Genomic DNA, 19,592 nt, shown 5'->3' with positions numbered 1-19,592 from the left:
TTCTTTGATCGCGCTTTGCGATGTTTTGAGCGAATATGCTCTTGGAACTGTGCTATCAACTGAGAAGTTTAATGCTCCTCATGTCCTTCTTCACCATGCCCCTCCATTGCCTCATGAATGTATGCTCCGGCTAGGGTGGCAAAAACCAGGGCTTGAATGGCACTGGTAAATAAACCCAAGGCCATTACAGGCAGAGGTACAAATAGAGGAACTAGCAGCACCAGCACCGCTACTACCAATTCATCCGCCAAAATATTACCAAATAGTCGGAAGCTTAGGGAGAGGGGCTTGGTGAAATCTTCGAGAATTGCGATCGGCAACAAAACAGGTGTTGGCTCTATATATTTCTTAAAGTAACCTAAACCCCGTTTGCTAAAACCTGCGTAAAAGTACGCTAAGGAGGTCAGCAATGCCAATGCGACAGTCGTATTGATGTCATTGGTGGGAGCTGCCAATTCGCCCGAAGGTAGCTTGATGAGCTTCCAGGGAATTAGCGCACCTGACCAGTTCGATACGAAAATAAACAAGAACAATGTGCCAATAAATGGCACCCAAGGGCGGTACTCTTTCTCACCAAGTTGGTTTTTGGCCAGATCGCGAATAAATTCTAGGGCATATTCCATCAAATTTTGGATGCCCTTGGGAATTCTTTGTGCGTTGCGAGTAGCAGCAATTGAAGCCACTACTAGAATACTAATCACAAACCATGAGGTGAGAAAAACTTGCCCATGAATTTTAAGATTGCCCAACTGCCAGTAGAAATGATGACCTACTTCTAATTCGGCGAGGGGAAAAGAATTAAAGGCGTTTAAGACACTAAGCATTTGCATTCTTCAAGCATTTTCCCCAACGAGCGAGGATGGGATTACTATCTTTGTGAGCCTGACTTTTTAAGAATCAGGAATGAACGCAATTTGCACCATATAGACGAGGAGCGTGGCTTTGTAAGTTAGAAATCCCAAAAAAATGGGCAAAATCTGTAGCTCACGCCATCGAGTTGCCACGATCATGACTCCAATAAACAGAGCAAAACGAGTTTTGCTCAGACTGGTTTTTTCACTACCAAGCTGCTCAACATCTCTTGCCAACATTTTTAAGTAAACCACACCTGTACACGCCCCAATTAAATAATTTAGGGCAATGTTTAAGGAATAAAAAATCCACACAGAGATAAAAATAACCCCCGTCAAGACAAGCGTGATTACCAATAATCGCTGAAAGAGTTGATAGAACTCTTGCATGGAGTTACCTGATTCTGTGTCTTCAGAACCAGTTTTAGCATCTTGTTGCGTTGTCGGAGTGGGCGCAATTGATTCGTCAGACAAGCTCACGGGACTTGAAACCAGTACAGTTAAATATGATGACTGCACATTCAGTCAGCTGAATCATATCACGATCCAGTAACAATACTTTAGGAAAAAACAATTAACTTCTTGTCAACATCAGGCAGTAAGTACCGACGAACTAAAGCCTACAGCAATTTTATGAAGTTCACGTTGCCGGAATTGGTGAAAAAGTAAAGGTTTTATAGCCTATTTATCAACTGAGGGCAGGCAAGATGCCCGCCCCCACAAGAGTTTTGGGTTGAATATACCTCGATTAAATTATTTTGGCAGTCCGTAGACCGAACAGCAATCCTACAGATAAGCCAAAGAATAAACCCAAGAAGACGATATAAGATACAATTGCAAACATTTATTGCTCTCCAGAATACTTCCTAAATCTATTGAATCATTAGTTGTTGGGTATTGGGCATGGGGTATGGGACATTGGGCATAGGACATGAGGGTAGAGGAGAAATACTTACTACAACTTCTTTGCTGCTTGCCTGCTTCTTAGCAATCCCCTATGCCCATTTCGTAGATTGCGATACAATACAGCCCACAAGCGCTTGTTTGGGTTTGGGCAATGACTTCTATAATTAATGTAAATTTACCAGAGCAGTCTTATGAGATTGCGATAACTTCTCTTCTCCTGTCGGAGACGCTGCACGAACGAGACGCTACGCGAACGTCGAGCGACGCTAACGCACCTTCGAGTTTAGATCAACTGGGTCAACGGATGGCCAGTCTCAAGCTGGGCAAGAAGGTACTGCTAGTTTCTAATCCGACGATTTTTAAGCATTTTGGCGAAAGAGCAATTACATCCCTAAAATCTGCTGGTTTTGAAGTTGCTAGCTGCACTCTACCACCTGGTGAACGCTACAAAACCCTCAATTCTATTCAAAAACTCTACGATGTAGCCCTGGAAAACCGCCTAGAACGTTCTTCTACGATGGTGGCTTTGGGCGGAGGTGTAATTGGCGATATGACTGGTTTTGCAGCCGCAACTTGGCTACGCGGTATTAATGTTGTCCAAGTGCCTACCTCTCTGTTAGCGATGGTAGATTCGGCAATTGGTGGCAAAACTGGCGTGAATCATCCACACGGTAAAAACTTAATTGGGGCATTCCATCAACCGCGTTTGGTTTTGATTGATCCAGATGTGTTAAAAACTCTACCTATGCGCGAGTTTCGGGCAGGGATGGCAGAAGTTATTAAGTACGGTGTGATTTGGGATGCCGAATTGTTTGCTCAGTTGGAAGCAAGTAAACGCCTCGACCAACTCCGCTATGTCAAACCCGATCTAAGAACCAGCATATTAACGCGCTCTTGTCAAGCAAAAGCTGATGTTGTTAGCAAAGATGAGAAAGAAGGCGGATTACGGGCAATTCTCAACTATGGACACACCATCGGTCATACAGTGGAAAGTTTGACTGGTTATCGTTTAGTCAATCATGGTGAAGCGGTGGCTATTGGTATGGTAGCAGCCGGTCAAATTGCTGTGAATTTAGGACTGTGGCAAAAGAAAGACACGGAACGTCAAAATGCTTTAATTCAAAAAGCGGGTTTACCGACTCAGTTACCAGATGGGGTAGATATTGAAGCAATCATTGAGGCGTTGCAATTAGATAAGAAAGTCCAAGCCGGGAAAGTTCGGTTTGTTTTACCAACAGAGATTGGTGTGGTAACAATTACCGATGAAGTACCATCGGATATTATTCGGCAAGTGTTGCGAGGAATGTAAACAATTTGAAGAATAAGACTCATATTTGATTTCTGAAAAAAATTCGGTATACCTTAATCTTCTGAAATCCTCTTGCCTATTGCCTATCTACGCAAATAATTTCAGTAATCAAACCAGATTCCTAAAGAATTCAGGGGTCAGAATGGGCTAAACGCCCCGCTACCGCTAACAGAAGTCAGAATAAAAGTTAGTTGCTCTGTCCTTCAATTACGAATTAATGAGCCATGATACTCCAAGCCAAAAATCAATTAACTTTGCAAGAGTTTCTAAATCTTCCACCAGAAGAGGGAGATATAACTTATGAGCTAGTTGATGGTCAAGCAATTCCTAAAATGTCACCAAAATTTTTTCACGCGAAACTTACCCGCGTTATTCTCAATTTGATTGAGCAATCGTGTGAGGGTAAAGGAGAAGTTTGCCCGGAATGGGCTGTTGCCTTAACTCGTCGAGGACGAGATTGGATGCCAATTCCAGATATTTTATACATTTCTTATGAGCGTTTACCCGCCAACTGGGATGAAAATGAAGCTTGTCCTGTTCCTCCTGATTTGGTGATTGAGATTATTTCCCCAGGGCAAACTTTTGGACAAATGGCGGCTAAAGCCAAAGACTATTTAGATGCTAAGGTGCTGCGAGTGTGGATATTAGATAGTAAAGCCAGAAGCATTACTGTTTTTTATCCCGATGCAGCACCACAAACTTATATGGGAGAAGAACTACTCACGGATTTTTTGTTTGAAGGGCTGCAATTTACTGTTGAGCAGGTGTTTCAAAAGGCGAAAATACCATTAGATGCCCAATAGTACAATTTTCTTGCTCTTAACATTGATCGAAATTTTAAATGGCGCAAGTTTGCCTAGTTTAACAATTTGCTTGAGCAACTTGGCTAGTTAATTGAGATGGTAGCTAGATTGACGTGCGCTGTAATAAGAGTTTAGCTAATTAATTCATCCATTTGTAGGAGGTAATTAGCAACCCCAAAAGTGTACTTTGCTTATAGTCAGACCAATACAAGATGGTTTGAAGCAAAATTCACGCAACAGATGCATCAATTATGTTAAACCTAATATTCGCCGGATGTATAAAAATAAAACCTTTATTGCTTTCAACAGCTTTTTTGCTAGCTATACAGACTTCTGCCAATGCTGAACAAGCTATTCCTAGTTTGACTCCAGGACAAGCTCAACATTTATCCCGTGACTTGGTTCCATATAATTCTCAAGAATTTTTTAGGCAAGGAAAAGATTCAATTGAGAGAGAAATTCAAATTCTTAGGCAAGGACAACGGCGCTCAATTAAACCTGTTCTTAAGATTGATTCAGTTCCACAGATCAAAAAACCGAATCCCCAGCAAAAACCTCAAGGTCTTATCTAAGTAAGAATCATCCTTTTATGACTCCTTAGATTGCTACTTATTGTAATGTTAATTCTTAAGACATAGTACATAAACTACAGTCTCAGGCATCAGAATCGCTATGCTCTGCTTTTAGGTTAAAAATATTTGGTCTTTTCAATAAACTTTGCAATACCAATTTACAATTTTAATCGTCTAGTAGACTCATCAAGGCTTGAATTTCAACGTCTTGATCTTGCGGTTCTGATAATTGAGACTGTAGCTTTAATAATTGACTCTGTAATTCTTCTGCTACATGAATCATATCAGATTCTTGTGCAATTTTTAGCTGATTTTCTTTAATTTTGATTTGTTTTAGCAAATTATTTTCAAGATTAGTTGAGTTGTAATGTTGAGCAATCATAAGTTTATTTTTATTATCAATGTATGGAGGGCAATGAAATTTTTCACCTATGTATTATTCCACACTTTTGTCATTTTTTAAATATAGCGGTTCTTGGTGAGTTAAAAGAACCTCACACCCAATCCCCTCGACGAAACTAACAAGGAGGGGACTATGATGTACCTTGTATTATTAGGAAACGCTATAAACATTATTTTTATGAACAGTATGGACTTAAATATCAAGAGAAAGATTTATACCTTTATAAAAATTATATCTACAGTGCTTATAACAAGCGCGATTGGATTGGAATCGTGGAATATTTATGCAGTAATCACTAATACTAATGTACCAAGCAGCCTTAATCCAATTTTTTGGATTGAGCGTTTTGCGATGATGAGCCATTTTATCGAAAGTATTATAGCAGCTTTTTATGCACCTTCAAGACAAAAAATACCAATAAAATATGCTACTTATACTTTTTTTGTTGGCACAATTGGGTTGTTAGAATTGTTTAAGCGACAGGATGACTATTGACGCTTCTATGCCATGAAGGTATGGCTTTTAGACTATGTTGTTATGGTGCGATCGCACTCTACGTATAAAAATTTAAGTTATTAAATATACGCTGAGAAACCAAACTCAGTTAAGGTATTTTCCCAATCAATATAGGTAACTAATGAATCTGACACTCAGAAGGGAGTATAGTTTATATAGTTAGCTTTTTGCTGAAATTTTAGTTTGACACTAAGGAATTAAAAAATGTCTACTGATACTGACATAGTTGCTTACGTTGAAGAGAGTGAATTTGATGTTGTTTTAAATGGAAGTGAAGAGAAAGTCGTTGTTGTTGATTTTACTGCTACTTGGTGTGGCCCCTGTCGCCTAGTCAGTCCGTTAATGGATCAACTTGCCGAAGAATACAAAGGTCGGGCTAAAGTGGTTAAGATCGACGTTGACAGCAATAAGCCAATTTTCAAAAAATTCGGTCTTCGGAGTATTCCAGCAGTTTTAATTTTCAAAGATGGTATTTTAGCAGAAACTATAGTGGGCGTTTCTCCTTACGAAGACTTTAGCAATGCTGTTCAGAAGCTTCTTTAGTTAATTTGTAATTCGTAATTCGTAATACTTCGGCTCCCTTCTCTACGAGAGGCTGCACTTCTCTACGAGACGCTCCGCGAACGACTACGCTCAGTGACCACGCCAACGACTGCGCTACCTCGACTTCGCTCGGCACAAGTCAAGGCAAGTCGCTCAGTACAAGTTCGTAATTCGTAATTCGTAGAGAGCATCATTAAGGATTACGAATTATTTTAAATTTTCCCTTTTCGCCGATAATGTGTTTGGAGTAAACCGGTAGGATATTGTTTTGAGTGAATAAGCTCCAATTCTTCTTCAGGGCTAGGCGGTGGGAAAAGAGGTATACCGCCACCTAAGATAATTGGAATAGTTGAAATTATATATTCATCAATCAAGCTGTGCTGAAGAAACGAATTGATTAATTTTCCACCACCAACTAGCCAAATGTTTTCTAAACTCTGAGCCTCTATATCTGCTAACGCCTGTTTTACTGGATCAGAAACAAACACAACGTCCTCGCGATCGCATTGGAGATGACGCTGGGTAAAAACAAAGGATTTCTTTCCCGGATAAGGCCATTCATTGAAACTAAGCCCTACTTCATAGGTTTTACTACCCAAGACGATTGCATCAATCGATTCGTAAAAATCAGTGTAACCGTAGTCTTCATCTTCTGTATCAAGGATTGATAGCCACTCAATTTTGCCATTGCTGCGAGCAATGTAGCCATCCAAACTAGCTGCAATGTAGAGTGTAACTTTTGTCATTGTGCTTCTGAATTTGGTAGTTTTCCCTCAATAATTGCAAGCGTTCGCAGGCTTATTCTTTCTAGAGCATTTTAGCCCTTGGTGGTTTATATCACCAAAGAGCGATGTCCACACGGGCTACGCCTATGCTTACCCAATTACTTAGGTTTTTTGATTATCCGATTTAAACCGACCTGCAATAAATTTTCGTTTCGATAAATGTTTTGTATTGCGTTTGCTAACTCGTTCTCGCCACATCTTGAAACTAGATTCTTTCATTTCACGCCTCATTAGGGCGATTACCTCTTTTTCTAGTAGCCCAAACTGAGCCTCAATAGCATCAAAAGATGTTCTATCTTCCCATGCCATTTCAATGATGCGATCAATGGTTTGTGAATCGAGGTTAGGTAGCTTCATTTTTTTGCTGGCAATTAGTAAATTTGAGCTATATATTTATTTTACTTTTCGTTTTGAATAACCGTTGTGTCTGCTGCACCCAGTTGCAGAGCATAAAGGTTGGCATATTCGGTTCCTAGTTATCTAAAGTTTGCTGGAACCTCACGAGCCTCATGATAAGTAGTCACCAGCCTAGCAGTTAACCCCAGTTATCGCGGAACGGCTACCACATGGCTACTGAAGTGGGCATAGAAAACAAAGTAGGTAAGTTAAGGCTAAGACTACCAAGAGCTATCGCCGTCGGAAGCTCACGTTACATCAGCACAGGCTTGGGCGCAACACCAGAAAACCTTAAGAAGGCACAGGTGGTCGCTTGGCAGATAGAAGAAGATATTAAGACAGGACAGCTAGACCCAACTTTAGAGCGATACAAACAACAGTTTAGACCCAAGACAGTTGTAATAACCAACAAGCAAACACCTGAGCTGCTAGAGCTTTGGTTTATGTATGCCGAATACAAAAGACACCAATTAGCTGAGACAACCTACAGAAAAGACTACTTACGAAAGTTCCCCTACCACTTGAGAAAGCTACCAACCAGAAGCTTAACTGATGTCATTGTAATCAGAGACTACTTGCTTCTAAACTTGAGCGCCGCTACAGCAAAGAAAGTACTTAGAAGTTTAGCGGCGTGTTGTGCGTGGGCTGTGAAGTCTGGGCTAATAACTGTTAATCCTTTTGCTGGCATGGCTGCTGATGTGAGACAACCTAAGCACCATAAAGCTACAGACCCATTCACCTCAGAAGAACGCACTGCAATCTTAGAAGCCTTTCGCCAACGCAAGCCACACTACTTATCTTTTGTTCAGTTCTTGTTTCTCACTGGTTGCCGCACAGGTGAAGCTATCGCCCTCCAGTGGAAGCACATCAACTCAGCTTGCACGCAGATTACTTTCTGTGAGTCTTACGATGGTGAGCTTAAGCTTAGGAAGACTACAAAGACTGGTGTAAGTAGGCGTTTTCCTTGTAATCAACAGTTGTCCAGCCTGCTCTTGTCTATTCGACCAACTAACCTAAGCTCTGATTCTCTGGTGTTTACCTCGCCTACAGGTCTACCAGTGAATAACAGTGAGTTTACAAATAAAGTATGGAAAGGGCGCAAAGATGGTCAGAAGGTTTACAGAGGTATAGTCACAACTTTAGTAGACGAAGGTAAAGTACAGCGCTATCGTTGTCTCTAAAACACTCGCCACACGTTCATAAGCCAGTGCATAGAGGCTGGCGTGCCTATTACACAGATAGCTAGTTGGGTTGGCAACAGCCCGGAGATAATCATGAGACATTACGCGGGTTGTGTAAGTAGCTTAGAGGTTCCCAATCTCTTGTAAGCAAGGTAAACTTTGGAGTGCAGCAACAGTAAGGAGAGTGCGAAGTGAGCAGCAACACCACTCAGCTTTTGTCGGAGGTATACGAAAATCTGAAAGCATACCGTCAACAGTTTCCTAAAGATTCCTGCGAATACGCTAGAGTGTCTAAAGCTTTGCGCTACCTCAGTAAAGCTAAGGTTTTCTATAGTTTCACAATGAAGGGGCAAGAGGAAGAGGAAGAACTACGGCTTGCACAAGAGCTTTTAGACTCAGTTAAACACTAAAGCGGGTAAGTATAAATACTCATGCATTATCGTTCCACCATACAAGAGCATCAGAGTTTCAGCCGTCGTCTTAGGGTAGGTGTCTTAGGGTAATAGGTGGCGACAGCAATCACATTTACCCTGTTTTTCGCCTTTTTAACGCTTACTGTATAAGGCTTTTGACCAATCACAACAGATTATTTTCACCTATTGCGGAACAGATGATGCACCCGTTTCTTTAGAGCGAAAGCTTAATTTGGAAACCGCTAATTCTGGTTCTCAAAGGACATCAGCCAAACTGATGTTGTCTACTAAAGCGGGCAAGTATTAATACTCATGCGTTCTCATCCCACCATGCAAGAGCAGCCACATCAGCCCACGCCTATGTCGCATCAAGACTTGGGTAAAGTGAGCCTATAGCTTGTGGACTTAAGTTGTTGTTTAAGGGCGCTTGTGGAAGTTTACAGGCTTCTAGTTGGTCAAAAAAGTGCTGTATATTTCCTCAGAAGTCAATCCCCCATACGTCAAGCCAGCCTCAGTACCCCTATTACTTATGTACTCGTTACGCTCGTGGTACTTAGTTCCTTCTTTGCTGATGCTAGCGTAAGTATATGTACTCACCGAGGCTGATGCTGCTCATGGTCGCTAGTGCTAAGGCTGAGTTAGGGGCAAAAGAACTGGAGAGGGGCGACGGTGAAGAGAGAGCCGCCCTAACCTCTATACTGCAAGTCTTAGTGGTCTTAAGTATCTCGCTAGTTAACGACCATGAGCGAAGCGAGTCTTTTGCTTAACGATTGCTTACTCCAAGCTGTACCTCTGCTTGTGACAAAGCCCTCTGAGGTTAACGCCTGCGCTGTGGCTTCTAATGAATACCCAAGTGTTCTAAGCTCTTGCGCCCTTTCTATGGCTGATGCTGTGCTATCGCGGGCTTGTGCTGAGTGCGCCTCTCTGCCAGCCTTCCCTAACTCTTTGCCTTGCTTCTTCAGTTGGGCTAGTGCATCTTTGGTACGCTGACTTATGGCTTGCCTCTCCTGCTCACTAACCATAGCTTTGAGATAGATTTCCATTGGTGAGGCGTTAGGGCTGTCTGCTGCAATTAAAGGAGGTGTTTGTGAGCCAAAGAAGTAGTTGTTTACGTAGCCTGAGACATGGAACACTTCGCGGCTGAATCTATCTTGCTTTGCTACCAATAGACTAGCGCCGTTAGCTTGAGCAGTGGCTAGGGCTTGCATGAAGATAGGACGCTCTCTTGGGTCAACCTTTCCGCTAATGATTTCTGACCATACGCCAACAACAGCTAGCCCTTTCAATTCACATAGGCGGTTGCAGGCTTCTAGTTGAGCGTCTAAACCCAAGCCAGACCGACCTTGCTCATCAGTGCTTACTCTCAGGTAGATGACGACTGCATTGGGGTTACTCTTAATCTTTTTGCTTCTCACTGGTACTCGCTTCGCTCGTGTTACTTGTGCTTGTCCCTTAACTATAGACAAGTAATCACAAGTTGTCAACTTCTAACACCCCTTAGAAAGCTACTCCATAGTTAGTCCGCTTTAGTGTTGGCTTGTTGCCTCACCCAATCTTCAAGAATGAGCGTGACAAGTGTTTGCAATGTAGTGTTTCGCTCTAGTGCTTGTCTCTTAAGGTCTTTAGATAACTCTGCGGGGAAATTGCGAATGTAAAGCGTGGTGGTGTCTTGGGTCATGTTCGGTTAGTATTTTCTTTATCTACTGCTAACACTGCTAACAAGTGTGATAAACTATAGCTAGCTAACAAAGCTAACAACAGTTATCTGATTCACACTCTATAGCTTACCAAGAGCGTAGCGAATATGTTCACCAGCGATTCTTCATTGATAGACGACCCAAGGCTGACGGTAGATGACAAGGAAGTGACATTTTCTGTAGGAGATGACAAAGAAACAACTGTCTACAGTATGTCAACAGACGAATACAGCAGCGCTCTAGAGATTGAAGCTGTTGTGAATGATGTAGTGAACGATAAACGCAAGTAAAAACACAGGAAAAGTACAAGCATGACACCAACAGAATCACTCACCAATAACGGTAAGAACACGGTAGATAGTAACAGCAAGACCAAAGCAAAGCGCCAACGAAAGCTGCCCACACTCATAGCGACAGGTACGCAGGAGCGCAAAAGCCTTAAGTTGTCTGGCTCTATCTCTGCTAATGCTCAAGAAGTGGCAGGCTTGAAGTTTCCTTTGCTCACTCCTTTTGTGACTTCTCAAGAGAGTAGTGAACTATTCGTCAAGATTAGTAAGCACGAGATTGTAAGCCTACTCAGTCAGCAGCACTTTAGCACAGCAGGCGTTGTTGGGTATCTTGTAAACCTTAGTTGACACTATATTACATTGCCGAACACTAGAGAGCGTTAGCTTGCACTAGCCTGCACTAGATGACGTTAGCTAACACTATAGAACACTTGAGAGGATAAGCGAACACAAGGAAGCATAAGGAGACATAAGGACTTGGGCAGGCTGGCAGCAGCACTAATGATTGGAGGTCTGCTGCTTTTGCTTTCAGTGAGTAGAGGCAGCAACAGCAACACATCAGATGTAGCTGCAACTGAAGTTAAAGAGGTGACTGAAGTTAAAGAGCAGACACAGTACGAAAAAGCTGTAGCAGAGGCGAAAGCTAAGGGTAAGAAACCACCAACCAGAGAAACATGGAGCTTTCAGCAAGAAGCAAAAGAACAGGCTGCCATTGAGAGCGCTATCTCTGGTAAGAAGGTCAAACCTAAGAGCAAGGCACTGATGCAGCGAGAGTACAGGGCACAGATGGACGCTGCACAGGCTGTAGTAGACGCTGTTGATTGCTCTAAGTTCAGTGCTGATGACTTCATTGCTTGGCTCGACCGCACTGAGGACGTTATGCAACTAAGGTTTATAGAGACTAAAGCCCTATCAGAATACCTCAGAAGAGAAGTTCACTACTGTAAAGGTAAGTCTGCTGCTAAGGCTGCGGTCATAGAAGGCAAACTCAAGGAAGCCTACAAAAGAGTGAGAGCGCACGCAGAAGCTAGAACAAAAGAAATGCAGACCACTGAACAAGTAATAGGGGGGCTTGTTGTTGAGCTAAGGGCTGATGAAAGCTTTAGAGTACGCATCCAGCCTGGTATTTACTCTCGCCGTTACACCACTGAAGACATTGAACAATTGGAAAAAGACTTCCCAACCGTAGCTGAGGCACTTGTAATGGAAGGCTACAAAGCGCTACCACGAGTCAAGCTAGGGGATGAAACCATAGTCGATGTGATGGGCACACCAGTTAGGGAAAAAGATGGCTTAGTTTATCTGGATGACATGCTGAACTTATTCGCTGAAGAGAACTAGGAATGATAAATAAACCAAAGCTACAATAGACACAAGCTTGCAAGAGGCATTCGTCACCCTCTGCTTACCAAAGCTTCCTCTACAATCTCCCGTAACGACCAGTTAGCTCTCAGAAAATCGTGGGGACACATACAAAAGTAAACGCCCAGCCGCTATGAGAAAGCGAGAGCTGGGCATCGAAAAACTTTTGTCTATATGACATCTATTCTAACAGTTTCTACAGACTCAGAGTGGCATTCACCTACAAAAGAATGGCTAGCTACAACTTTCTCATGCTCCAACGGCAAGCGCTTCTTTTTTGTGACTTCAGATATTCCAACCAGCGTGAGAGAAGAACTAGAATGCTACTGTCAACAAGAATATATCAGCCTTCACTTTGTTTCTATGGCTGATGACCTTTGCCTCCTTAAAATAGTTCTGGAGAGTGCCGATGCTGCAAGAGAATATAATAGTGTGCGCTTACTCATGTTTTACTCTCCTAAAGATATCGAGTATGCTTTAGGCTGGCAACTGGCGAGTAGACTTTTCCTAAATGGCAAAGTACAACAGAAGAGAAACATCAGCACACGACAACCGTTTACATTAGATGTAGACGAACACAAGTACAGCGTTAGTGTAAAAGACATGAAGGGTTGGTCTGGCGTTGGTGGTTTGGAATCGTTAGCTGCTGCTGTCGGTAAACCAATGCAGAATAAGCATGAGATGGATGAGTATAAAAGTCACATGCGCGACGGTCTAGAAGCATTACCATTACTGTTTGCATCGTACTCTATGGGCGATGTAGACGAACTGGAGGCAATCTACAACGCTTTTGTTAACTTGATTCGCTGGGTACAAGCCGATGTGATAGGAATACCTGAGAGTGATTGCTTTACAGGTGATGACATTCCTATGACCACTGGCGCTTTAGTGGCAGCGACTATAGAGAAGTGGTTATACACCCAGGTTATCAACAAAGACCACATGAAATTTGCCCAACGAAAGTTAGGACTGTTGAACACAAGCGCCAAAGATTATAAGTTCTCACTAGCAGCCTACATAGACTCCTGTAAACGCTATAGAAACATGGAAAGCTTAGACGCGGGGTTAGAGAACTTAGAACACAAAGAAGAGGGTAAGCTACTCAAGCAACTCTTAAGGGCTGACTTTCGCTTTCTCGGCATTAGTCAAGCTAGCGTCAACTACTTCGCCAGTGTAACCAGTGATTCGGCGGCATTCTCGGCGTTGGTGCAGGGCGGAAGATGCAACAACGAGCGACCATCTGAGGTTATTTGCCACACTGGAGCCGACATAGACTTACAGAGTTGCTACGGTTCGGCTTTACGTGAGTTCATCTATCCTCTGGGCTTGCCTACCGTGTGGGCTTGGAAACCGAATCAGCACAGAGTTACCTTACGCCAGTGGTTAACAAAGAATGAAGGAGCATTAGTAGATAATCTGTGGTCTGTTACAGTTAGCGGTGACTTAACCTTTGCTCAAGACCTCATCTACAGTAAACTAGTCACCCAACAACAGATAAATAAAGCTGGGGTGGGCGAATGGGAAAAGACAACCACTGACGACTTCAGAGATAACGATGTTGCCCACATCCCAGGCGAGTTTGCACTCATCCGTAGACAGATACGCAACGGAATAATTACCAGCGACATACTCAGAGTGTTGAAAGCGGTAGCTACGGACAAAGAGATTAAGCAACTGTTAGACCTAGAGCTAGTCACAGCAGCCGCTTACCTATCTAAGCACCAGTTGAAGACAGTAGACGAATGGATAAATGCTGTTGTAACCGACCCTGGACAGCTTTACAACAGCGATGGTGTGCATGGGAACAGTAAAGACAGTAGAACACGGGCTTGGGTGGCACTACCGATGGAGAATTTCATAGGTAAGCTGGTGACTGAGCGAAATAGGTTTAAGAAAGAGAACACAATTGAGGCTGACGCAAAGCAAACAGCCCTTAAGCTATTCGTCAACACTACTTATGGTGTACTGGCATCACCTTATTTTGCTGTAGGTAACACTGTGGTAGCGAACAACATCACAGCTAGGGCTAGGGTAGGCGCTTGGATGATGAATAAAGCATTACACACTCGGCAATCTATCACAGACGGCGGTATGTACTCTCTACTCACTGTGCCTGTGCTGAAAGACAAAGCCAAGTTACCAGGGCTAGAGATACTGAGCGATAACACACGCTGGGAAGACGCGCGTTACACCCGATTGCTTCAACCGCTTGCTGGTGTTGACTGGGTAAATGTCTTTGAAAATAACGGTAGTGAACTACTTCAATTGGATACACTAGCAACCCAACATATAAAAAACTTCTGGGAACGCTACCGACTATCACTTCCGTTTGCAATAGAACATAAGCCCAAGAATACTTTCTACATTGCGTCTTACATGAACAAAGCCCACTACATGCTTCTAACTTTAGACAACAAAGAAGTCTACAAGATACGAGGGGCTAGAGAATACAAGGAAACTGAACTACGCAAGCACCCAACCTATGCTCTCTTGCAAAACTTAGCTAACGGGTGTGATGATTTTCCTCAGCCTTTAACCTACGACCACAAAAGCTTACTGAAGATAGGCAAGTGGAAAGAAGCGATGGAAAGTAGCGGTTATGCGAACATTAAGAACTTACGCCCCGGTGATGAGCTAATAGAGGAGCGCACAGCACGTTACAACAACAGTCATGTCTTTTGTGACACTGTGGCAGATTTTGAGCGTAGGAATGGGCGCAAGACTACACACAGAGGTCAAACTCTACAGTGGTTTGAGCGTTACGGCAATGAAGGCTTTAGCAAGGTACACTCTCAAATGCTGCTCGATTCCTTAGCCGAAAGCAAGAACAAGGGCAATAGAAACGCTGCTAAATCGGCTTGAATTTTCTGTACTGGATGCCCTTGTTTTCCCAAAAACACCTAACCAGTACAGTAGACAAATCCTTATACAGCAAGGGTTTCAAAAACAATGTACCTTAGTGGGGTGAAGTACAGACCCCGCTAGAGACGACCAGAGCAGTTTATCTACTCTTGTTTTTGCCTTAAGACGAATGACCCTCGTTTCTGTGTCTAGTATCTTTCTTCGTCTGTCGTATTAGGAACTTCAAGCTTAGGTTGACTATCTAACAGTTCTTGCCTGTCTTTATCCATTTGCTTCTGCCAGTCAGTCAATAGTTTTTTGCTTTTTGCTTGATTTTCTTTAGCTATTCTGTTGAGCATATCTATTGTTTCTCTTCTGTTTTGCTCTTGCTTTTGTTGCTCTTTAGCTTGAGCTTTCAACACTCTAATGAGGGCTTCTTGCTGCTGCTTGTCCTTGATTGCTTGCTCTTGGTTGTTTCTGAAGCGCTGGTACTCTGACAAAAAGATGACAGATACATTAGCTAAAACTACAATCAGTAGAGTTGGTATAAGTATTTGTTTGTAATTTGACATTTGTGCTTACTTCTGTAGGCTTTAATACACTTAGTTTAGCGATAGGCAAATGCTGTTGTCATAATATGGGTGTTTACTCAGGTAAGCTTGTGCTGTGTTACTATTGTCAACTAACGCTGTTGGCTACTGTCTGGCTACTCGCACCAGCTAACTTAACCCCAGTTATCCTGAAACCGTTGTGTCTGCTGCACCCAGTTGCAGAGCATAAAGGTTGGCATAAACACCTTGGTGATTAACGAGTTCAGCGTGAGTACCCTGTTCTACAATTTGTCCCTGCTGAATTACTAATACCTGATCTGCCTGAGTAACTGTACTGAGGCGGTGGGCAATTACGAAACTAGTACGACCTTGGAGCAAACGAGCGATCGCACTTTGGACTAGCGCTTCTGTGCGGGTATCAATGCTACTGGTGGCTTCATCCAGAATCAAAATTCGGGGATTAATTAATACCGCACGAGCAATACTAATTAGTTGTCTTTGTCCTTGGCTCAGGGGCGCTCCCCGTTCGCCTAATTGAGTTGTATAACCCTGTGGTAGTGAGGTAATGAACTCATGCACATTTGCCAGTTGTGCGGCCGCTTCAATATCAGCTTGGCTGGCGTAATGAGCGCCAAAAGCTATATTTTCGGCAACGGTACCGGTGAACAAAATATTATCTTGCAGGACGATACCAATTTGACGGCGCAGACTTGCTTGAGTCACGCTACGCACATCAATATCATCAATTTTCACTGCACCGCTAGATACATCATAGAAGCGCAAAATCAAATTAATAATTGTACTTTTTCCCGAACCGGTTTGCCCGACTAATGCAACCATCTGCCCTGGATAGGCGTGTAAATTTACTCCTTTGAGAACCAGTTGATCTGGGTTGTAGCCAAACTTGACATTCTCAAATGCCACCTCACCTTGAATAAGCGGCATTTCTGTGGCATCGGGTGCGTCTTTGAGTTCTGACGGTTCATCTAATAATAGAAAGATTCGCTCTAACCCGGCGAAGGCCGATTGAGCTTGGGTGTAAAACTGGCTGAGAATTTGGATCGGACGGAAGAACTGCTGGACGTAAAGTAAAAAGGATGTCACTACACCTACTGTTGCAGCTCCTGTTACCGCCAGATAACCGCCATAAGCTAGCACGCCAGCTGTTGCTAGTGTGTTGAGAAAATCGATAGAGGGCAAAAAGGCGGAAGTAATTGCCACAGCCTCAACGTTAGCATCTCTATTGGCGGCGTTAAGAACGTCGAATTCTTCGATATTCATCTGTACGCGATTAAATGCTTGCGCTTCTCGGACACTGCCAATATCTTCTTCTAACTTAGCGGAAAGTTCTCCAATGGTTTTTCGGGTGACGCGAAATCTGGTTCTTGCCCAACGTGCAAACAAGCTTGTGGTAAAAATCATCAGTGGTACAACTAGGTTGCTCAACAAGCCTAGTTGCAGGTTGATTGAGAGCATTGCAATCACAATGCCCACCAAACTGAAAGTGTTGCCCAGCATTTGGGCGATCGTCAATCCAAATGCTTGATTCACGGTGTTGACATCATTCAGCAAGCGACTCATTAAATCGCCTGCTTCGCTGCGATCAAAAAAGCTGAGTGGCAGACTTTGGATTTTAATGAAAATATCTTGTCTCAATTGAGCCAGCAATCGCTGCATAATCCAGCCGACTCGAACAATTTGACCCCGAATTGCTAAGACACCAAGTCCATAGTTCAGCGCTAGTAGTCCTAACAACACCAGCAGTCCTTGTAAATTCCCTTGTGCAATCAGATGATCGATCGACCAGCCGAGAAAGAATGGCCCAACTGCCTGAGTTATGGCACCAATTAATACTAATGTCAGGGCAATGGGAATTTCTTTGCGATAAAGTAGCACGTATTGTAAAAAGCGCCGCAGGGTGGAAATTTGCTGACTCGCGTTTTGCTCAGATGCAACAACGGGAATAGTGCCTCTCATAAAAATTTTGGATTTTAGATTTTGGACTTCGGCTCCTTTCGGCTCCGCTCAAGGCAAGTCGCTCAGTCGAACGATTTTTAGATTAAAAGTGTTTATTACAAGGCTGTAAGCAAAATTAATTATGCTAATTGGAGATCATTTTTTTCCTTTGGTTTTACCTGAGATTCCAAAATCACACCGTAGAGTGGACTGGTTTGCATCAATTCCTCGTGAGTACCTTGTGCTACCAAGCGTCCTTTATCCATGAGAAAAATGCGATCGGCATTCTGGATGGTGCTAATACGTTGAGCTACTACAAAGGTTGTACAAGCTTTTTTATGCATTAAACCATCTAGTTCGGCTTGAATTTGGGCAGCAGTTTTGGCGTCTATAGCTGAGGTACTATCATCTAAAATCAAAATGCTGTAATCGGTTAGTAAGGTACGAGCGATCGCAATTCGTTGTTTTTGTCCTCCAGATAAGCCTACGCCCCGTTCACCCACAATCGTCTCGTAGCCATCGGGTAAACCGCTAATAAAATCGTGCATTTGGGCGGTTTTTGCAACTTCAATCACCTCTTCTAAAGTTGCATTGGGTTTGGCGTAGGCAATATTTTCGCGGATTGTGCCAGAGAAGAGGGTGGTTTCCTGAAATACAATCCCAATACGCGATCTGAGGCTTTTGAGTGTGAAATTTTTTACATCTCGTCCGTCAATGCGAACTGCTCCCTTGGTGACATCGTAAAAGCGGGGAATCAGGTTCATAATTGTGCTTTTTCCCGAACCAGTCATTCCGAGAACAGCGATTAGCTCGTTGGGCTTGGTTTCAAAGGATACTTCTTTGAGAGTTTCGCTTGTTGCTCCGGGATAGCGAAAAGAAACATTTTCAAAGGTAATTCTACCACCACAAGTATCAAAGGGGACAGCGCCGAGGCGATCGCGAATTTCTACTTCTGCGTCCACAACTTCATAGACTCGTTCGGCGGAAGCTGCTGCTTGAGCGATCGCGGGTGCGGCAAATCCAATCAACAAAATCGGTTGGAGAATCAACGCTAGGTAGGAGTTAAAGGCTACCAGTTCGCCAATGGAGAAACGATTTCCAATTACTTCCGTTCCCCCGTAGCCGAAAACTACCAATGTTACCAAATTACTCAGTAAGAATATCAAGGGGAAAGTATCGCGGATGGCGCTAATGGTCTTCATGTTTGCCTTGACTAGGCCATCATTCAAAGTTGTGTAACGCGACCTTTCCGTTGACTCCCGCACAAAGGCTTTTACTACGCGGATTCCTAGCAAATTCTCTTGCAATATTGCATTCAGGTTGCTCAGTTGCTCTTGTACTTGCCGAAAAAGTTTGTTATTTCGGCTAACGAATCGTGCCATTAACAATGCGGTTATGGGCACTGCTGTTAGGCTAATCAGTGCTAATTGCCAGTTCATCACCAGCAAAACCACCGAAATAGTCACCAATGTCACAATTGAACCGACGACCTGAATTAAACTAGTACCAACAAAGGTACGAATTTGTTCAATGTCGCTGGTGACACGGGTTAGTAGTTGGGAAGTCTGCGCCTGGTCATGAAAGCTGAAACTAAGATTTTGAATTTTGCTGAAAATTTTGTTTCGCAGTTCATAAGCAACACCCTGAGACGCTGCTTCTGCTAGATAACTTTGTCCAAAATTAAATACACCACGAGCGATCGCCGCGACTACCATCCATGCTGCGCTATATAGCACAATTTGGAGGTTTTTTTTCGATATCCCCTCATCAATTCCCCACCGAAATAGTTGTGGGGTGAGTGCGTTTGCGATCGTCAACAGCAACAGGCTCACCAATGCTCCAAGCGAAGTCCATCGGTAAGTGCTTAAACTCTTAAGCACACGCTGAGTTGACTGTATCGAGGAAGTTTCCTGGAGTTCTGGTTCCTGAACCAATGGTATTTGCCCCTGTATCTTTGGAAAATTATCGTACTTTGATTGTAAAAAAACAATTAGCCATTTGATAGTGGCGAATGTGAAATATAGAGCAATACAGTTCAGTTAAGCATTTCTTTCTTCTCTTTGCGTCCAACTCTTACGAGACGCTGCGCGTAGCTTGCTTCCCCGCAGGGGTATGCGTCCTTGGCGGTAGCCTGCGGCAAGCTGCTGACGCTCTTTCTCTGCGAGACGCTACGCGAACTTCGCTAATGCGTCTACGTTAAAAAATTGACTTTGACAAAGA

The 19,592-nt window shown here is 43.2% G+C and carries 22 protein-coding genes; 11 read left to right on the top strand and 11 right to left on the bottom strand.

The window, feature by feature from the left end; all coding sequences use genetic code 11:
* Positions 1-68 precede the first annotated feature (68 nt).
* From atpB to petL, 3 genes are all read right to left on the bottom strand, one after another.
* The gene (gene atpB / locus RMX98_RS00715) at positions 69-830 is read right to left on the bottom strand and encodes a F0F1 ATP synthase subunit A (protein WP_322652708.1); all 762 of its coding nucleotides are present in this window, start codon (positions 828-830) and stop codon (positions 69-71) included.
* Between the two features lie 60 nt (positions 831-890).
* Positions 891-1,331, bottom strand: coding sequence for an ATP synthase subunit I (locus tag RMX98_RS00710; RefSeq protein ID WP_292873069.1), 441 nt, complete (start codon positions 1,329-1,331; stop codon positions 891-893).
* Between the two features lie 268 nt (positions 1,332-1,599).
* A complete protein-coding gene (petL, locus tag RMX98_RS00705; RefSeq protein WP_099101760.1) occupies positions 1,600-1,695 on the bottom strand; it encodes a cytochrome b6-f complex subunit PetL in 96 nt (31 codons plus the stop codon).
* 213 nt (positions 1,696-1,908) lie between these two features.
* Between petL and aroB the strand changes: the two genes are divergently transcribed.
* The 3 genes from aroB (at position 1,909) to RMX98_RS00690 (ending at position 4,441) form a co-directional block, all read left to right on the top strand.
* A complete protein-coding gene (gene aroB / locus RMX98_RS00700; RefSeq protein WP_322679159.1) occupies positions 1,909-3,066 on the top strand; it encodes a 3-dehydroquinate synthase in 1,158 nt (385 codons plus the stop codon).
* Between the two features lie 224 nt (positions 3,067-3,290).
* On the top strand, positions 3,291-3,869 hold the full coding sequence (locus RMX98_RS00695; protein WP_322679158.1) for a Uma2 family endonuclease: 579 nt from the start codon (positions 3,291-3,293) through the stop codon (positions 3,867-3,869).
* 251 nt (positions 3,870-4,120) lie between these two features.
* Positions 4,121-4,441 carry a hypothetical protein gene (locus RMX98_RS00690; protein ID WP_322679157.1) on the top strand — a complete coding sequence of 107 codons (321 nt, stop codon included), beginning with the start codon at positions 4,121-4,123 and terminating at the stop codon, positions 4,439-4,441.
* A gap of 166 nt (positions 4,442-4,607) precedes the next feature.
* On the opposite strand, the gene RMX98_RS00685 is transcribed toward RMX98_RS00690, so the two are convergent.
* The gene (locus RMX98_RS00685; protein ID WP_322679156.1) at positions 4,608-4,823 is read right to left on the bottom strand and encodes a hypothetical protein; all 216 of its coding nucleotides are present in this window, start codon (positions 4,821-4,823) and stop codon (positions 4,608-4,610) included.
* 207 nt (positions 4,824-5,030) lie between these two features.
* Here RMX98_RS00685 and RMX98_RS00680 point away from each other — a divergent pair, with 207 nt between their 5' ends.
* Entirely contained in the window at positions 5,031-5,339 is a 309-nt protein-coding gene (locus tag RMX98_RS00680) for a hypothetical protein (protein WP_409880922.1), read from the top strand.
* Positions 5,340-5,564: 225 nt separating this feature from the next.
* Positions 5,565-5,903, top strand: coding sequence for a thioredoxin (gene trxA / locus RMX98_RS00675; protein WP_322679154.1), 339 nt, complete (start codon positions 5,565-5,567; stop codon positions 5,901-5,903).
* 212 nt (positions 5,904-6,115) lie between these two features.
* Here trxA and RMX98_RS00670 read toward each other — a convergent pair whose 3' ends face one another.
* Positions 6,116-6,649 (bottom strand): dihydrofolate reductase family protein, encoded by a 534-nt coding sequence (locus tag RMX98_RS00670; RefSeq protein ID WP_322679153.1) that lies wholly within the window; start codon positions 6,647-6,649, stop codon positions 6,116-6,118.
* A 141-nt stretch (positions 6,650-6,790) separates the two neighbouring features.
* The gene (locus RMX98_RS00665) at positions 6,791-7,045 is read right to left on the bottom strand and encodes a TIGR03643 family protein (RefSeq protein ID WP_322679152.1); all 255 of its coding nucleotides are present in this window, start codon (positions 7,043-7,045) and stop codon (positions 6,791-6,793) included.
* Positions 7,046-7,254: 209 nt separating this feature from the next.
* Between RMX98_RS00665 and RMX98_RS00660 the strand changes: the two genes are divergently transcribed.
* Positions 7,255-8,265, top strand: a complete 1,011-nt coding sequence (locus RMX98_RS00660) for a site-specific integrase (RefSeq protein WP_322679151.1) — start codon at positions 7,255-7,257, stop codon at positions 8,263-8,265.
* A gap of 191 nt (positions 8,266-8,456) precedes the next feature.
* Entirely contained in the window at positions 8,457-8,675 is a 219-nt protein-coding gene (locus RMX98_RS00655; protein ID WP_322679150.1) for a hypothetical protein, read from the top strand.
* 731 nt (positions 8,676-9,406) lie between these two features.
* Here RMX98_RS00655 and RMX98_RS00650 read toward each other — a convergent pair.
* Complete coding sequence (locus RMX98_RS00650) at positions 9,407-10,162, bottom strand: recombinase family protein (protein ID WP_322679149.1); 756 nt, start codon at positions 10,160-10,162, stop codon at positions 9,407-9,409.
* A 32-nt stretch (positions 10,163-10,194) separates the two neighbouring features.
* Positions 10,195-10,356 (bottom strand): hypothetical protein, encoded by a 162-nt coding sequence (locus RMX98_RS00645; protein ID WP_322679148.1) that lies wholly within the window; start codon positions 10,354-10,356, stop codon positions 10,195-10,197.
* Positions 10,357-10,482: 126 nt separating this feature from the next.
* Here RMX98_RS00645 and RMX98_RS00640 point away from each other — a divergent pair, with 126 nt between their 5' ends.
* The 4 genes from RMX98_RS00640 (at position 10,483) to RMX98_RS00625 (ending at position 14,886) form a co-directional block, all read left to right on the top strand.
* The gene (locus RMX98_RS00640) at positions 10,483-10,665 is read left to right on the top strand and encodes a hypothetical protein (protein ID WP_322679147.1); all 183 of its coding nucleotides are present in this window, start codon (positions 10,483-10,485) and stop codon (positions 10,663-10,665) included.
* A 21-nt stretch (positions 10,666-10,686) separates the two neighbouring features.
* The gene (locus tag RMX98_RS00635; protein ID WP_322679146.1) at positions 10,687-11,010 is read left to right on the top strand and encodes a hypothetical protein; all 324 of its coding nucleotides are present in this window, start codon (positions 10,687-10,689) and stop codon (positions 11,008-11,010) included.
* 153 nt (positions 11,011-11,163) lie between these two features.
* Positions 11,164-12,003 (top strand): hypothetical protein, encoded by an 840-nt coding sequence (locus tag RMX98_RS00630; protein WP_322679145.1) that lies wholly within the window; start codon positions 11,164-11,166, stop codon positions 12,001-12,003.
* Between the two features lie 195 nt (positions 12,004-12,198).
* The gene (locus tag RMX98_RS00625) at positions 12,199-14,886 is read left to right on the top strand and encodes a hypothetical protein (protein WP_322679144.1); all 2,688 of its coding nucleotides are present in this window, start codon (positions 12,199-12,201) and stop codon (positions 14,884-14,886) included.
* A 188-nt stretch (positions 14,887-15,074) separates the two neighbouring features.
* Here the strand turns inward: RMX98_RS00625 and RMX98_RS00620 are convergent, their stop codons facing one another.
* From RMX98_RS00620 to RMX98_RS00610, 3 genes are all read right to left on the bottom strand, one after another.
* Complete coding sequence (locus RMX98_RS00620) at positions 15,075-15,437, bottom strand: hypothetical protein (RefSeq protein ID WP_322679143.1); 363 nt, start codon at positions 15,435-15,437, stop codon at positions 15,075-15,077.
* A gap of 162 nt (positions 15,438-15,599) precedes the next feature.
* The gene (locus RMX98_RS00615; protein ID WP_322679142.1) at positions 15,600-17,393 is read right to left on the bottom strand and encodes an ABC transporter ATP-binding protein; all 1,794 of its coding nucleotides are present in this window, start codon (positions 17,391-17,393) and stop codon (positions 15,600-15,602) included.
* A 119-nt stretch (positions 17,394-17,512) separates the two neighbouring features.
* Positions 17,513-19,306, bottom strand: a complete 1,794-nt coding sequence (locus RMX98_RS00610; RefSeq protein ID WP_322679141.1) for an ABC transporter ATP-binding protein — start codon at positions 19,304-19,306, stop codon at positions 17,513-17,515.
* Between the last annotated feature and the right edge of the window lie 286 nt (positions 19,307-19,592).

The sequence above is a fragment of the Nostoc sp. DedQUE02 genome (assembly GCF_034531035.1).
GTDB lineage: Bacteria > Cyanobacteriota > Cyanobacteriia > Cyanobacteriales > Nostocaceae > Nostoc.
Note: the sequence above shows the minus strand (reverse complement) of the source record. Positions and strands in the feature narration are given on the sequence as shown.

Coding starts and splice junctions, on each gene's coding strand:
- atpB (WP_322652708.1), bottom strand. CDS start 830: ATGCAAATGCTTAGTGTCTTAAACGCCTTTAATTCTTTTCCCCTCGCC.
- petL (WP_099101760.1), bottom strand. CDS start 1,695: ATGTTTGCAATTGTATCTTATATCGTCTTCTTGGGTTTATTCTTTGGC.
- aroB (WP_322679159.1), top strand. CDS start 1,909: ATGACTTCTATAATTAATGTAAATTTACCAGAGCAGTCTTATGAGATT.
- RMX98_RS00695 (WP_322679158.1), top strand. CDS start 3,291: ATGATACTCCAAGCCAAAAATCAATTAACTTTGCAAGAGTTTCTAAAT.
- RMX98_RS00690 (WP_322679157.1), top strand. CDS start 4,121: ATGTTAAACCTAATATTCGCCGGATGTATAAAAATAAAACCTTTATTG.
- RMX98_RS00685 (WP_322679156.1), bottom strand. CDS start 4,823: ATGATTGCTCAACATTACAACTCAACTAATCTTGAAAATAATTTGCTA.
- RMX98_RS00680 (WP_409880922.1), top strand. CDS start 5,031: ATGGACTTAAATATCAAGAGAAAGATTTATACCTTTATAAAAATTATA.
- trxA (WP_322679154.1), top strand. CDS start 5,565: ATGTCTACTGATACTGACATAGTTGCTTACGTTGAAGAGAGTGAATTT.
- RMX98_RS00670 (WP_322679153.1), bottom strand. CDS start 6,649: ATGACAAAAGTTACACTCTACATTGCAGCTAGTTTGGATGGCTACATT.
- RMX98_RS00665 (WP_322679152.1), bottom strand. CDS start 7,045: ATGAAGCTACCTAACCTCGATTCACAAACCATTGATCGCATCATTGAA.
- RMX98_RS00660 (WP_322679151.1), top strand. CDS start 7,255: ATGGCTACTGAAGTGGGCATAGAAAACAAAGTAGGTAAGTTAAGGCTA.
- RMX98_RS00645 (WP_322679148.1), bottom strand. CDS start 10,356: ATGACCCAAGACACCACCACGCTTTACATTCGCAATTTCCCCGCAGAG.
- RMX98_RS00640 (WP_322679147.1), top strand. CDS start 10,483: ATGTTCACCAGCGATTCTTCATTGATAGACGACCCAAGGCTGACGGTA.
- RMX98_RS00635 (WP_322679146.1), top strand. CDS start 10,687: ATGACACCAACAGAATCACTCACCAATAACGGTAAGAACACGGTAGAT.
- RMX98_RS00630 (WP_322679145.1), top strand. CDS start 11,164: ATGATTGGAGGTCTGCTGCTTTTGCTTTCAGTGAGTAGAGGCAGCAAC.
- RMX98_RS00625 (WP_322679144.1), top strand. CDS start 12,199: ATGACATCTATTCTAACAGTTTCTACAGACTCAGAGTGGCATTCACCT.
- RMX98_RS00620 (WP_322679143.1), bottom strand. CDS start 15,437: ATGTCAAATTACAAACAAATACTTATACCAACTCTACTGATTGTAGTT.
- RMX98_RS00615 (WP_322679142.1), bottom strand. CDS start 17,393: ATGAGAGGCACTATTCCCGTTGTTGCATCTGAGCAAAACGCGAGTCAG.